Annotated in this window: 12 protein-coding genes; 5 read left to right on the top strand and 7 right to left on the bottom strand. The window is 68.3% G+C overall.

The window, feature by feature from the left end:
• The first annotated feature begins 7 nt into the window (after positions 1 to 7).
• The 5 genes from BMZ17_RS09020 (at position 8) to BMZ17_RS09040 (ending at position 5,496) form a co-directional block, all read left to right on the top strand.
• Positions 8 to 913 (top strand): ABC transporter ATP-binding protein, encoded by a 906-nt coding sequence (locus tag BMZ17_RS09020; RefSeq protein ID WP_093138271.1) that lies wholly within the window; start codon positions 8 to 10, stop codon positions 911 to 913.
• Positions 910 to 1,680 carry an ABC transporter permease gene (locus tag BMZ17_RS09025; RefSeq protein ID WP_093138272.1) on the top strand — a complete coding sequence of 257 codons (771 nt, stop codon included), beginning with the start codon at positions 910 to 912 and terminating at the stop codon, positions 1,678 to 1,680. Before BMZ17_RS09020 ends, BMZ17_RS09025 begins: the two co-directional genes overlap by 4 nt.
• 52 nt (positions 1,681 to 1,732) lie before the next feature.
• Positions 1,733 to 2,968 (top strand): sensor histidine kinase, encoded by a 1,236-nt coding sequence (locus tag BMZ17_RS09030; RefSeq protein WP_093138273.1) that lies wholly within the window; start codon positions 1,733 to 1,735, stop codon positions 2,966 to 2,968.
• A gap of 107 nt (positions 2,969 to 3,075) precedes the next feature.
• Positions 3,076 to 3,678 carry a response regulator transcription factor gene (locus tag BMZ17_RS09035; RefSeq protein WP_093138274.1) on the top strand — a complete coding sequence of 201 codons (603 nt, stop codon included), beginning with the start codon at positions 3,076 to 3,078 and terminating at the stop codon, positions 3,676 to 3,678.
• Between the two features lie 111 nt (positions 3,679 to 3,789).
• Positions 3,790 to 5,496 carry a sensor domain-containing diguanylate cyclase gene (locus tag BMZ17_RS09040; RefSeq protein ID WP_093138275.1) on the top strand — a complete coding sequence of 569 codons (1,707 nt, stop codon included), beginning with the start codon at positions 3,790 to 3,792 and terminating at the stop codon, positions 5,494 to 5,496.
• Between the two features lie 65 nt (positions 5,497 to 5,561).
• Here BMZ17_RS09040 and BMZ17_RS09045 read toward each other — a convergent pair whose 3' ends face one another.
• The 7 genes from BMZ17_RS09045 to BMZ17_RS09080 all read right to left on the bottom strand — a co-directional run bounded on the left by BMZ17_RS09045 (position 5,562) and on the right by BMZ17_RS09080 (position 12,556).
• Positions 5,562 to 6,935, bottom strand: a complete 1,374-nt coding sequence (locus BMZ17_RS09045; RefSeq protein ID WP_093138276.1) for a leucyl aminopeptidase family protein — start codon at positions 6,933 to 6,935, stop codon at positions 5,562 to 5,564.
• On the bottom strand, positions 6,932 to 7,651 hold the full coding sequence (locus tag BMZ17_RS09050; protein ID WP_093138277.1) for an HAD family hydrolase: 720 nt from the start codon (positions 7,649 to 7,651) through the stop codon (positions 6,932 to 6,934). Before BMZ17_RS09050 ends, BMZ17_RS09045 begins: the two co-directional genes overlap by 4 nt.
• Before the next feature lie 759 nt (positions 7,652 to 8,410).
• On the bottom strand, positions 8,411 to 9,517 hold the full coding sequence (locus tag BMZ17_RS09060) for an AI-2E family transporter (RefSeq protein WP_093138278.1): 1,107 nt from the start codon (positions 9,515 to 9,517) through the stop codon (positions 8,411 to 8,413).
• An 8-nt stretch (positions 9,518 to 9,525) separates the two neighbouring features.
• Positions 9,526 to 10,107: a hypothetical protein gene (locus BMZ17_RS09065; RefSeq protein WP_093138279.1), complete on the bottom strand. Its 582-nt coding sequence runs from the start codon at positions 10,105 to 10,107 to the stop codon at positions 9,526 to 9,528.
• Positions 10,104 to 10,604, bottom strand: a complete 501-nt coding sequence (locus BMZ17_RS09070; RefSeq protein ID WP_254775262.1) for a phage holin family protein — start codon at positions 10,602 to 10,604, stop codon at positions 10,104 to 10,106. The genes BMZ17_RS09065 and BMZ17_RS09070 overlap by 4 nt, the downstream gene beginning before the upstream one ends.
• Before the next feature lie 24 nt (positions 10,605 to 10,628).
• Complete coding sequence (locus BMZ17_RS09075; protein WP_093139531.1) at positions 10,629 to 10,985, bottom strand: hypothetical protein; 357 nt, start codon at positions 10,983 to 10,985, stop codon at positions 10,629 to 10,631.
• 107 nt (positions 10,986 to 11,092) lie between these two features.
• Complete coding sequence (locus BMZ17_RS09080; protein WP_093138280.1) at positions 11,093 to 12,556, bottom strand: Do family serine endopeptidase; 1,464 nt, start codon at positions 12,554 to 12,556, stop codon at positions 11,093 to 11,095.
• Positions 12,557 to 13,044: the final 488 nt, after the last annotated feature.

Below are 13,044 nucleotides of genomic sequence, written 5' to 3' on the forward strand. Positions count from 1 at the left end.
TACGTCCATGCCTCCGATACTCGATCCCGCACCTGCTTCCCTGGAAAACGCCCACAAGCGCTACGGCGCGCTGGTCGCGCTCGATGGCGTGGACCTGTCGCTGCAACCCGGCCGCGTGCTGGCCCTGCTTGGCCCCAATGGCGCCGGCAAGAGCACCGCGGTGTCATTGATGCTGGGTCTGCAGCGTTCCGATGCGGGGCGCGCCTTACTGTTCGGTCAGTCGCCCGACGCCATCGCCATGCGTCGCCGGGTCGGGGTGATGCTGCAGAGCGCCGCGCTGCCGGACACGCTCACCGTCGGCGAGCTGCTGGCGCAGACGCGCGGCTATTACTCGCAAGCCTTGAGCATGGCCGACTGCGCGGCCATCGCCGGGCTGGAAGGCCTATTGCCGCGCCGCTACGGCGCGCTGTCCGGCGGCCAGCAGCGGCGCGTGCAGTTCGCGCTGGCCATCTGCGGGCGGCCGGAGGTGTTGTTCCTCGACGAGCCGACCACCGGGCTGGATATCCAGGCGCGCCGCCAGCTATGGGCGGCGATCCGCGAGCGCGCCGCCGCCGGCTGCGCGATCCTGCTGACCACGCATTACCTGGAAGAAGCCGAAGCCTTGGCCGACGACGTCGCGGTGCTGCAGGCCGGGCACATCGTCGCGCGCGGCAGCGTCGCCCAGATCCGCGCCAGCGTGCTGCAGCGCTGCATCCGTGCGCAGACCGACCTGGATGCAGACGCGGTCGCAGGCTGGCCCGGCGTGCATGGCGCACGCCGCGATGGCGCAGTGCTGGAAATCCAGGCCGAACCGGCCGAACCCATCGTCGCGCGCCTGCTGCAGGCCGATCCGCAGCTGGCCGACCTGGAAGTCCGCCGCGCCGGCCTGGCCGACGCGTTCCTTGCCATCACCCAGTCTCAGGAGGCCGCATGAACACTCTCGCATCCAGCACCAATTCGCCCGCGCCGTCGCTGCTGGGCGTGTATGCACGCGAGGCGCGCTATGAATTCATCCGCCTGCTGCGCACGCCTTCGTTCGCGCTGCCGACGCTGATCTTCCCGCTGATGTTCTACGTGCTGTTCGGCGTGCTGCTCAATCGCGGCAATCCCGGTGCCAGCCAGTACCTGATGGCCAGCTACAGCGTGTTCGGGGTGATGGGGCCGGGCCTGTTCGGCTTCGGCGTGAGCCTGGCGCTGGACCGCGAGCGCGGACTGCTCACGCTCAAGCGTGCGCTGCCGGTGCCAGCCGGCGCACCGCTGGTGGCCAAGATGGTGATGGCGATGGTGTTCGCCACCTGCATTGGCGCGTTGCTGATGCTGGCCGGGCGCCTGCTCGGTGGCGTGCAGCTGTCGCTGATGCAGACGGGCGCGCTGCTGCTGGTCGACGTGCTGGGCGTGTTGCCGTTCTGCGCGCTGGGCCTGCTGATCGGCAGCCTGGTCAGGGGCAGCGGTGCGCCTGCGGTGGTCAACATGGTCTACCTGCCGATGGCGCTGCTGTCGGGGCTGTGGGTGCCGCTGTCGATGCTGCCGGCGTTCTTCGGCCAGGTCGCCTCGCTGTGGCCGGCCTGGCACCTGGGCCAGCTGGCGCTGAAGGTCGTGGGCCACGATGCTGGGCATTCGGTGTGGCTGCATGTCGCGGTGCTGGCCGCGTTCACCGTGATCTGCTTCGCCCTGGCCCAGCGCCGGCTGCGCCGCGCATGAAGTCCTGGCGCGTGCGGTGGCAAGATCGACGCTTCGTACAGGACTGGATGCCATGAACTTTTCGTTTCCTGCATGGCTGCGGCCTGCGCCGGGCTCGTACTCCGCCGATCAGATCGCCCAGGGCAAATCGCCGTGGACGGAAACCGTCCACCTGATCTGGTCGTTGTGGGTGTTCGTCACCCCGGTGTTTACGCCGAACGGTTACGACCTGCACTGGTGGCTGTGCACGCTGGGTTCGTATCCGCTGTTCCTGCTGCTGTACACGCTGACGCTGGTGTCGCCGCCGCGCCGCGCGAATGCTTGCGCGCTGGGCATGATCGTCATGGCGACCGCGCTATCGCCGCTGTATCCCTCGGGCATCAGCTATTTCATCTTCGGCTGCCTGACACTGCGCCTGGGCGGGCCGTACCCGATCCGTCGCTACCTGCTGGTGATGGTCGCGCTGAATCTCGCGTTCCTGGCGTGCACGCTGGCGGTCGGCTATCCGTGGCAGGTGGTGGTGTGGATGCCGGTCACCACCATCGGCACCGGCCTGGTGATCTCGGTGCAGCGGCTCAACCATCGCAAGGACGCCGCGCTGCGCCTGAGCCATGACGAGGTGCGCCGCCTGGCCGCGGTTGCCGAACGCGAACGCATCGGCCGCGACCTGCACGACCTGCTCGGCCACACGCTGTCGCTGGTGGCACTCAAATCCGATCTTGCGCTGCGCCTGGTCGAACGCGATCCGGCCGCCGCACGGCGCGAGATGGAGGACGTCAGCACCGTCTCGCGCGAAGCCCTGGCGCAGGTGCGGCGTGCGGTGAGTGGCATCCGTTCGGCGCAGCTCGCCGCCGAGCTGGCCTCGGCCAAGCTGTTGCTGGAAACCGACGGCATCGCGCTGGACTACCGCATCGCCGATACGCCGCTGCCGGCCGAGGTGGAAACTGCCTTTGCCCTGGTCCTGCGCGAGGCGGTGACCAATGTGCAGCGCCATGCCCGCGCCCGCGCGGTGCGCATCGTGGTTGCGTGCATCGAAGACGCACTGGTGCTGGAAATCCATGACGACGGCCGCGGCGGCGACATGGTCCCCGGCAACGGCCTGGACGGCATGCGCGCCCGCGTGCAGGCTTTGGGGGGCACGCTGCAGGTCGACGGCGTGCGCGGACGCGGCACCACCGTGATTGCGCGCGTGCCGCAAGCGCAGCCAGCCGAGCCTGCCGCGGACGCGATGCCCTCCGCCGCTTCGCCTCCTGTGGGAGCCGCCCGACGTGGCCTCGGGCCATCAGCGGCGATGACGCCTTCCCAGTAAAGCCGCATCGCTGCTGAAGCAGCTCCTACAGCAGGTAGCTTGCACAACCGCAGCTCCCACAACCGCGACCGCTAGAATCCCGCCATGCCGCCTTCGACTCCCGTCCCGTGATCCGCGTCCTGCTGGCCGAAGACCAGGCGATGGTCCGCGGCGCGCTTACCGCGCTGCTCGGCCTGGAGGCGGACATCGAGGTGCTGGCTGCCGCCGCCGATGGCGAAGCGGCCTGGCGCGAGCTGCAGCGGCTGCAGCCGGACGTGCTGGTGACCGATATCGAGATGCCTGGCCTGTCCGGCCTGGAGCTGGCCCAACGGGTCCAGCGTCACCAACTGCCCACCCGCGTCGTGATCGTCACCACCTTCGCCCGGCCCGGCTTCCTGCGCAGGGCCTTGGATGCGGGCGTGGTCGGCTACCTGCTCAAGGACGCGCCGCCCGAGCACCTGGCCGATGCCCTGCGCAGCGTCCACCGCGGCGGCCGCGCCATCGCTCCGGAGCTGGCGCTGGAAGCCTGGTCCGAACAGGACCCGCTCAACGAACGCGAACGCCAGGTCCTGCGCCTGGCCGGCGACGGCGCCACCGCGGCGGACATCGGCAAGCAGCTGCACCTTTCGCACGGGACGGTGCGCAACTACCTGTCCGAGGCGATCAGCAAGCTGGGCGCCGGTAACCGGATCGAGGCCTTCCGGCTGGCCCGACAAAAGGGCTGGTTGTAGGGGGTTTTTGTAGGGGTTGATGCGAGAAAAAGTGACGGAACGCAAATTCGGCCGGAGTGCCGTATCGCGGAAAGCGCTACCATTGGCACACACTTTGCTTTCGTGTAATTCATGTTCTCAGCACGTCGCATCGTCAACCAGATCGGACCGCTGTTCGCGGCCCTGATTTTCGTCGCCATCGGACTGGGCGTGCTCCAGGGCACCGAGCGGTTTGCGACGGATGCCCGCTGGGTCTCGCACACCAACGAAGTCATCGCCCGCATCGACGAGATCGAAGCGCGCCTGCGTGACGCCGAGTCGGCCCAGCGCGGTTACCTGCTGACCGGGCAGGTGGATTACCTGGCCGAATACCAGTCCGGCAAGACCCAGCTGCCCGAGCTGTTTTCCAACATCAACGTGCTGGTGCGCGACAACCCAATGCAGCGCCAGCGCATCGTCCAGTTGCGCACCCTGATCGACCACCGCCTGCGCCAGACCGACAACGTCGTGCGCATCTACCAGGCGCAAGGCCAGGCCGCGGCGCAGGCCGCCATCGGCACCGATGCGCGCATCACCTCCGATGCGATCCGCCGCCAGGCGCGGCTGATGGCCGAGGCCGAACAGGCGCTGCTGGTCGAACGTGCCGCTTCCAGCGATCGCAGCGCGCTGCTGCTCAAGGGCCTGGCTATCGCCGGCATTCCCTTCGGCATCGCGGTGATCGCGATGGTCTACGTGCTGATGATCCGCGAGATCCGCGGCCGTGGCCGGGCCGAACACCAGACCATCGAAGCCAACGCCCGCCTCACCGCCTCGGTCGAGGAGCTGGAGCACACCGGCGCGGACCTGCGCGAGCTGAGCCACTTCGCCAGCATGCTGCAGAGCTGCGTGCAGGTGGACGAAGCCCTGGCACTGACCACCCAGCTGATGGAACGCCTGCTGCCGGGTACCGGCGGCACGGTCTACCGCATCCGCGCTTCCAAGGATTACGCCGAGGCGATGGCGCACTGGGGCACGCTGGTGGCGCCCAGCGCGCAGATGCTGCCGCCGGACCAGTGCTGGGCGCTGCGCCGCGGCCAGCCGCAGCTGGTCCACGGCCCCGGCGACACCGTGCGCTGCCGCCACATCGAATCCACGGTCGGCGCCACCGCCTGCATCCCGCTCAACGCCCAGGGCAACCAGCTCGGGTTCCTGTATGTGTCCTCGGCCGACGACGCTTTTTTGTCACGCGTGCAGCTGATCGAAACGGCGGCCGAGCAGCTGGCGATGGCGCTGTCCAACCTGCAGCTGCAGGAGCGCCTGCGTATCCAGTCGATCCGCGAGCCGCTGACCGGCCTGTTCAACCGCCGCTATCTGGAAGAGTCCCTGTCGCGCGAGCTGTCGCGCTGCGAGCGCCGCGGCCTGCCGCTGGCGGTGATGATGCTGGACCTGGACCACTTCAAGCGCTTCAACGACACCCATGGCCATCCCGGCGGCGATGCGCTGCTGGCCGGCTTCGGCAAGCTGCTGCAGAGTCTGTCGCGCGAGGAAGACATCGCCTGTCGCTATGGCGGCGAGGAATTCACCCTGATCCTGCCCGAAGCTGCACCGCAGGCCGCGCTGGCCCGCGCCGAGCAGATCCGCGCCGCTGTCGAAGCCATGCGCGTCCAGCACCTGGGCAAGGATTTGCCGCCGGTCACCGTGTCGATCGGCCTGGCCTTCGCGCCCGACGATGGCGGCGATCCGGAATCGCTGGTGCGCCATGCCGACCGCGCGCTGTACAAGGCCAAGTCGCGCGGCCGCAATCGCGTCGAAAGCAATCGCGACCCGCGCCAATCCACCGACGTCAGCGTCGCGATCTGATTCGAGCAGGCGATTTCAGCAGGTGATAAGAAAACGGCGCGTCCGAAAGGCGCGCCGTTGTCGTGTCAGCGGCCGTAGCGCGCGCTGAGCATCTCGAACGCCGCACGTAGCGCCATTGCTTCGCCGCCGGCCGGACGGCCCGGGCGATCGCTGTCGTTCCACGCGTACACGTCCAGGTGCGCCCACGGCGTGCCGGCCGGGACGAAGCGCTCCAGGTACAGCGCCGCGGTGACCGCGCCAGCCATGCGCGAACCGGCATTGGCCAGGTCGGCCACGGTGCTGGTGAGGTAGCGCAGGTAAGGGCGCCATAGCGGCAGGCGCCACAGCGGATCGCGGGTGCGCTCGCCGGCTTCCAGCCAGGCGTTGGCCAGCGCATCGTCGTTGGAGAAGAGCACCGGCACTTCCGGCCCCAGCGCGATGCGCGCCGCGCCAGTAAGCGTGGCGAAGTCCAGCAGCACCTCGGGCTTGTCCTCGCCGGCGTAGGCCAGCGCGTCGCCCAAGATCACCCGGCCTTCGGCGTCGGTGTTGTCGATCTCCACGCTCACGCCGGTGCGGGTGGCGATGACTTCGCCGGGGCGGAATGCATCGGGGCCGATCGCGTTTTCCACCGCCGGCACCAGCAGGGTCAGGCGCACCGGCAGCTGCTGGCGCATGACCAGTTCGGCCAGCGCGATCGCGTGCGCGGCGCCGCCCATGTCCTTCTTCATATTGCGCATGCCGTCGGCTGGCTTGATGTCCAGGCCGCCTGTGTCGAAGCACACGCCCTTGCCGACCAGCGACACCTTGGGCGCGTCTTGAGCACCCCAGCGCAGCGCGATCAGGCGCGGCGCGCGATGCGAGGCGCGGCCGACCGCATGGATCGCAGGGAAATTGTGGTCCAGCAGCCCCTGGCCTTCGAACACTTCGAGCTGCGCGCCGTGGGTCTGGCCGATCTGGCGCACCACGGCTTCCAGCTCGGCCGGGCCCATGTGCTCGGTCGGCGTGTTGACCAGGTCGCGCACGCGCAGCGAGGCGGCCAGCAGCGCGTCGGCCTGGGCATCGGCCGATTCCAGCAACAGGCGCGCCGGCGTGCGCGCAGGCGTCTTGTAACGGTCGAAGCGATACGCGCCCAGACCCCAGCCCAACTGCAGCGCGGCGCGGGCCTCGTCGGACAAGCTGCCTTGCGCGCGCCAGCTCGTGCCGGTCGGCAGGCCGGTTGGTGCGTGGCCGTAGCTGAGCGGATCGGCCGCATCGCCGATGCCGATCACCGCGCCGACGATGCCGGCCTCGCCCGGCAGCAGCGCCAGCGAACCAGGCGCCGCACTGAAGCCCTGCGCCAGCAGCCAGGCGCGGATCGCGGCCGGTTGCTGCGCGTTCCAGTCGGCGAACTGTTCGCGCTGCAGGATGTGCAGCGGCAGGGTGGTCGCATCGGCGGTGTCGAGAAAGGCGGGAGCGCTCATGCGGCAGCGGTGTCCTTGGTGTCCAGGTGCGTGTCCAGCCAGTCGGCCAACGCGGTGAGGGTCGAGAATTCCAGGTCGGGCTGTGCCTCATCCAACGGCCAGGCCACGCCTTCGCGATTGAGCCAGCAGGCGCGAAGGCCCGCGCGCATCGCGCCGGCCGCATCCATCAGCGGATGGTCGCCCACGTGCAGCACGTTGACCGGCGGCACGGCCAGGCGCTCGCACGCCGCATGGAAGATGCTGGCGTCCGGCTTGGCCGCGCCGTGTTCACGCGAGCCCAGCTGGAACACGAAATGCTGGTCCAGCCCGCAGCGCGCCAGGTCGGCGTTGCCGTTGGTCAACGCCGCCACCGGCAGGCGCGCGGCAATGCGTTCCAGCGCTTCGACCGCATCGGGATAGCATTCGACCTTGTTGCGCTCGGCATAGAAGATCTCGAACGCCGGGTCCAGCAGCGCCATGTCCGCGCCACTGCGGCGCAGCGCATGTTCCAGCGTGAGTTTGCGCAGCGCCGACAGGTCGTGGATCAGCTGCGGGTTCTCGGCGAACACCTGCTCGCGCAATGTGCGCATCGTCGCCACCGGGAACTGCGCGGCCGTGGCCGGGCTATGGGTTTCCAGCCAGGCATGCATCACCTGCTCGATGCGGGCCCCGATCGGCGCGAACGGCCACAGGGTGTCGTCCAGGTCCAGGGTGACAGCGCGGATATCGAAGTTCATCTGGGTATTTTAGCGTGCCTCGGGCAGGTGGGCTTTTGACGGGGATTTGCTTGTCCTTTCATCTGGACGTAGCTGGAGCTGGGTTTGGCTCTTGCCGCTGCTTTTGAGGCTTTTGCCCTTAGGGATTGCTCTGGCTTTGGCTGTTGTTGCCTTTGATTTTCTGACCGAGCCGTCAAAGCACGCCGAGCACCGGAGCAAAGCAGGGCCGAAGAGGCGCCCTGTCTGAGCGAAGCGAGTTTGGGCGCCGTGCCCTGCTTTGTGAGGAGCGCAGAGGACCGATGCGGAGCATCGGCGTGCGTCCGGCGAGAAGCGGTTTTGGTGACTTTTGCCGCGACAAAAGGAAGTCGTGCCGCGAAGCGGCGCGAAAGCTCTGCACTTGCTTCGGCTACATCGCTATCGCTTTGTCGTGTGCAAGGCGATGCAGGATCTCAAAACAGGATCAAGGGCTTTCGCGCCTGAAGGCGCGACTTCCTTTTGTCGCGGCAAAAGGAAGCAAAACCGCCTTCGCTGGACACTCGCCGCCGCGTTGCGGCGGTGCCCTGTGCTTCTCGGAAGTCAGGGCACGGCGCCCAAACTCGCTTCGCTCAGACAGGGCGCCTCTTCGGCCCTGTCTTCCTGCGATGCTCGGCTCGCTTTACGGCTCGACACGTCAACCGCACAAAGCAACATCACGAGCAACAGCAACAGCAACAGCAACAGCAACGGCAACGTCAGAAGCAACAGCAGACGGCGTCAGCGTGCGCGCCCAAGGTCGATGGATCACTCCATTAACCGCGCCCATCCCTCCATGCCCTGCACCTTGGCCAGCACCAGCTTGATGCACACCAGCATCGGCACCGCCAGCAGCAGGCCGATGATCCCCCACAGCGAGCCGAACACCATCAGTGCCAGGATCAGGATCAGCGGCGAAAGCCGCATCTGCCGGCCCAGCACGATCGGGGTGACCAGCTGACCTTCCAGGGTGTGCAGGCCCAGGTAGATCGCCGCAGGCAGCAGCGACTGTAGGCCGTCGTCGAACGTGGTCAGGCCAACCACCAGCATCATCACCATGCCGATCAGCGGGCCCACGTACGGGGCGAAGTTGAGGAGCGCCACCAGCGTGCCCCACAGCAGCGCGTCGGCGACCGGCAGTTCCATTAGGTAGAGCGCGCCGGCGAACAACATGCCCACGACGAAGTTGATGATGCTGATCGTCAACACGTAGCGCGAGACCGAGCGCTCGATGGAATGCAGGATGCCGAAGGTTAGTTTCTGTTGCTGTCGCCTGGGCAAAAGTGCAATCGCATGCCGCTGGAGCGTTTCGCCATAGACCATGAAGAAGAACGTCAGCAGCACCACGGCCAGCACCGAGGCGACCATGCGTGGCGTGGTGGTGAGCGTGCGATACGGATCATCGGCCGTGCGCATCACCTGCGGGCGGCGGCTGGTGTCGCCGGAGGCGGCGCGGGCGAAGTTTTCGGCGGCCTGGTTGGCGTCGTAAACCGGCTTGGCCAGCAGCTGCAGCTTGGGCGCGAGCTGGCGCAGCTCGCGCGGCGCGGCCTTGGCCCAGGCCGCGGCCGGCGGCACCATCTGGTAAGCCAGCGCCGCGGTGGCGGCCAGGCCCAGGACCAGCACGAAGATCGCGCCGAGGAAGCGCGGAATGTAGAGCTTCTGCAATCCGCGGATGATCGGGTTGCCGATCAACGCCAGGAAGCACGCCAGCAGCACCGGCAGGATCACCGCCTGCGCGGCCCACAGCGTGTAGCCGCAGGCCAGGAACGCCAGGATCACCAAGGACAACGGCCCGCGCGGACGCGGTGCGGGTGGGGCGGGCAGGGGGCTGACCAGCGCCTGGTCGGGCGGGAGGTCGGAGGGCGGGATGGCCATGAGGCGCTCTAGCGTTCGGAAACGTCGGTGGCAGCCTCGGCGGGGCGCGGTGGATGCGCCGCCCATTGTTCGGTTTCGCCACGCGCCTCGGAGGAGCGTGGATAGGATGACATGTGCGGCACGCGCTGGTGGCCGCCATCGTCGGCGGTGGCCATGCCCGCGGCGCGGGTGGTGGCGGCATGGCGCGCGGCCTGTTCGGCCGAGTCGTCCGCGCTGCTTGCCGCGTGATGGGTCGCGGCAGCGGCCTGCTGGGTGGCGCCGGCCGCGGCTTGTGCGCTGTCGGCGGCATCGTCGGCCTTGTCCGCGGCCTGGTCGGCCTGCCACGCAGCAACCGCGGCCTGGAGCGAAGTAAAGACACCCGACATCGAGCCGGCCATCTTCAGCCACTTGGCCGCGCCCATTGCCCGCGACGGACGCGACTGCCCGGTCAGAAAGCCAAGCCCTAAGCCCACTGCGACGATCCGCCACGGCGTCCAGCCGCGATGCCAGTGCTTCACCAGCGCATCGGCGTGTTCGACCGTCTGCTTGCGACGGCCTTCGACCAGTGCCTCGGCGCGCGCGACGCGATGCTTGAGCGCGTCGAACTTCACGGCGCGCTTCCGCCGGGCATCGACACCGGCTGCGTCAGCGGCGCGGAGGGTTCACCGGCGCCGTGCGTGTCCTGCTCGTCGTCGCCGAAGCCCATGGCCTTGAGCTGGCGGCGGGTGGCATCCATGCGGGTGTGTTCGAAATAGCTCAGCGTCTTGAGCACGCCCAGTGCGGTGATCAGCAGGCTCAGGCCCGCAGCAATGGACAGCGAGGTCAGCCAGGACATCCCCAACCGCTGCAACAGCGCGATCAGCGCGCCCATCAACAGCAGCCAGCTGGAGACCCCGAACACCGCGGCGATCGACATCCAGACCATTGCCCGCGCCAACGAGACGCGGGCCAGGGCAAAGTCGGCCAGGATCAGCGAGCGCAACGCGCGCGCCGTGTCCACGGCCGAACCCAAGCCCTCCTTGCCGGCCTTGCCTACGTTGCGCAGGCTTTCGTCCAGTGACGGAGGCGGATCGGGCTGTGCGGCCCGGTCGTGGTCTGCTTCGCTCACGCGTTCCCCAGCGCAGCTCGCGACTTAGTCGCTGCTGCGACCCAGCTTGGCGATAACCCAGCCGGCGGCCAGGGCGATGCCGAATGAAGCCAGCGGACGCTCGCGGATCAGTTCGGCGGCGCTGTCGATCAGGTCGCGGCCCTTGTCCATCAGCGCGTCCATCTGCTCGCGTGCGGCTTCACCACCGAACTCGGCGGCGCTGATGCCGGCCAGGGCGCTGTCGGAGAGTTCCGACTTCACCTGCGCCTTGCCCAGCTTGAGTTCGTCGGTGGCCACGCCGGCGGCGCCGCGCACGGCATCGGAGGCGGCGGACGCGGCGGACTTCAGGTGTTCGCCCACCTCGCCCAAGTTGTTCTTCATGTTGTCTGCGGCGTTCGGCATGTTCATGGGCGTCTCCAGAAGTGGGTCGATTGACCGGCCGAACATACCCCAGACCGGCATGAACGCCCTGTTAGTTTGCCGCGTCGTTTCCGCACGCGGCGCTCACGTCAGCGCATCAGCAGGCGGCCTTCGCCAGTGCCGTCGCGCCAGACATTCAGCAGCAACTGCGCGGGCGGTTTGCTAAAGCCGGAGCGGAAGCTCGCCAGGTCGGTGAAATTGCCGGTGCTGCCCGCGTACACGATGTCGCCGCTGCGCAGGCCGCTGTTCCAGGCGCGGCTGCGCTCGGTGACCGTGCCGACCTGCACGCCGCCGTTGGCGCCCATGCCGCGCAGCTGCTGGCGTGTGGCCTCGTCCAGCTCGTCGAAGGTCGCGCCGGTCAGGCGCGCGTCCAGCGTGGCGCCGCTGACTTCGCGCAGCTGCTCCTTGAGCGTGGCGTCGAGTTTGAGCGCCTTGCCATCGCGGCGCACGTCCAGCGTGACCTTGCTGCCCACGCCCTGCAGGCCTTCGAAGTTGTGCAGCGCCGCGCCGTTGGTGATGCGCTGGCCGTTGGCCTGCAGCACCACGTCACCGGCCTGCAGCCCTGCTGCCGCGCCGGCCGAACCCGGATACACGCCCGTGATCAGCGCGCCGCCCGGCGTGTCCAGGCCCAGGCCGTCGGCCAGGCGCTGGGTGACATCCTGCGTGGTCACGCCTAGCGTGCCGCGGCGGACCACGCCCTTGTTGGTATAGAGCTGCTCGGCGATGTTGCGCGCCAGGTCGATCGGGATCGCAAAGCCCAGCCCGATGTTGCCGGCCATCGAGCCAGACGGGTTGAAGCTGGCCGTGTTGATGCCCACCAGCTGGCCCTGCAGGTTGACCAGCGCGCCGCCGGAATTGCCCGGGTTGATCGACGCATCGGTCTGGATGAAGTTCTGGAAGCCTGCCACCGGGATTCCGCTGCGGCCCACCGCCGAGACGATGCCCGAGGTCACCGTCTGCCCCAGACCGTACGGATTGCCCACGGCCACCACGAAATCGCCGACCTGCAGCTGATCGCTGTCGCCCAGCGGGATCTGGGTCAGGTCCTTGGCGGGGATGCGGATCAGGGCCACGTCGGTGTCCGGATCGGAACCGAGGAACTCGGCTTCCACCGTGCGTCCGTCGCCCAGCGTCACCGAGACGCCATCGGCGTTTTCGACCACGTGGTGGTTGGTGAGGATCAGGCCGCGCTGCGCATCGATCACCACGCCCGAGCCCAAGGCGCGCTGCACGCGCTCGCGCGGCATGCTCGGCACGCCGAACAATTCCGCGAACGGCCCCAGCGGGCTGGCCACGCGCACGGTCTGGCGGCTGTAGACGCTCACCACCGCCGGCGTGACCCGCTTGAGCATCGGCGCCAGTGACGGCAGCGGCTGGCCTTCGACGGCGGCCGGCAACGCGGCCGCGGCGGTGGTCGGCAGGATCGATGACGAAGGCGGCGCGTCTTCGCGTGCCAGGGCGGGCCGGTCCAGCGCCTGATACAGGCCAAGGGCAACAAAGCCGCCAAAGGCAGCGGCGGCGGTCAGGGCAAGCAGGGTCGGCAGAGGGCGCATGGCGTCGTCGGGTCGAGGTCGGTCTTTGAAAGAAGGGTGGTGCAGGCGCACAAAACGGCCACGCCAGAAACCTGAACGAGTGTGCTGTCCCGCGCCTAAACCGGCAATGAAATCGGCCTTTCCAGCGGTCGCGTGGTTCCATGCGCGGCGCACTGCGCGGTTCCACGCAAAACCGCTTCCGGGCGGTTGACACACCCCAAACGCAGGATTAACGTCGCCGGCTTGTGGCCCAAGATGTAGCGAGCGGGTCATGCAGAGGCCCCAAGCAGTAGGGTTTGGCTTGGGAACACCAGCGCCACAGGGGAACCGGCGCATGCATCAGGTCGTGAGCGCGGGATGGATGTCCTGCCAACACAATCGGCATCACCTACGCAGCCCCTTTCCGGGTGGCCAGGCCAGCGGCACCTTGCCGTCGCCCAGCGCGTCCCCGGCCAGCACATCACCACGCTCCCGTGCGATCCCGCGCGGCGGCATCATTTTCACTAGGG

The sequence above is a fragment of the Pseudoxanthomonas sp. GM95 genome, from assembly GCF_900109775.1.
Classification (GTDB): domain Bacteria; phylum Pseudomonadota; class Gammaproteobacteria; order Xanthomonadales; family Xanthomonadaceae; genus Pseudoxanthomonas_A.

Coding starts and splice junctions, on each gene's coding strand:
- BMZ17_RS09020 (WP_093138271.1), top strand. CDS start 8: ATGCCTCCGATACTCGATCCCGCACCTGCTTCCCTGGAAAACGCCCAC.
- BMZ17_RS09025 (WP_093138272.1), top strand. CDS start 910: ATGAACACTCTCGCATCCAGCACCAATTCGCCCGCGCCGTCGCTGCTG.
- BMZ17_RS09030 (WP_093138273.1), top strand. CDS start 1,733: ATGAACTTTTCGTTTCCTGCATGGCTGCGGCCTGCGCCGGGCTCGTAC.
- BMZ17_RS09040 (WP_093138275.1), top strand. CDS start 3,790: ATGTTCTCAGCACGTCGCATCGTCAACCAGATCGGACCGCTGTTCGCG.
- BMZ17_RS09045 (WP_093138276.1), bottom strand. CDS start 6,935: ATGAGCGCTCCCGCCTTTCTCGACACCGCCGATGCGACCACCCTGCCG.
- BMZ17_RS09050 (WP_093138277.1), bottom strand. CDS start 7,651: ATGAACTTCGATATCCGCGCTGTCACCCTGGACCTGGACGACACCCTG.
- BMZ17_RS09060 (WP_093138278.1), bottom strand. CDS start 9,517: ATGGCCATCCCGCCCTCCGACCTCCCGCCCGACCAGGCGCTGGTCAGC.
- BMZ17_RS09075 (WP_093139531.1), bottom strand. CDS start 10,985: ATGCCGAACGCCGCAGACAACATGAAGAACAACTTGGGCGAGGTGGGC.
- BMZ17_RS09080 (WP_093138280.1), bottom strand. CDS start 12,556: ATGCGCCCTCTGCCGACCCTGCTTGCCCTGACCGCCGCCGCTGCCTTT.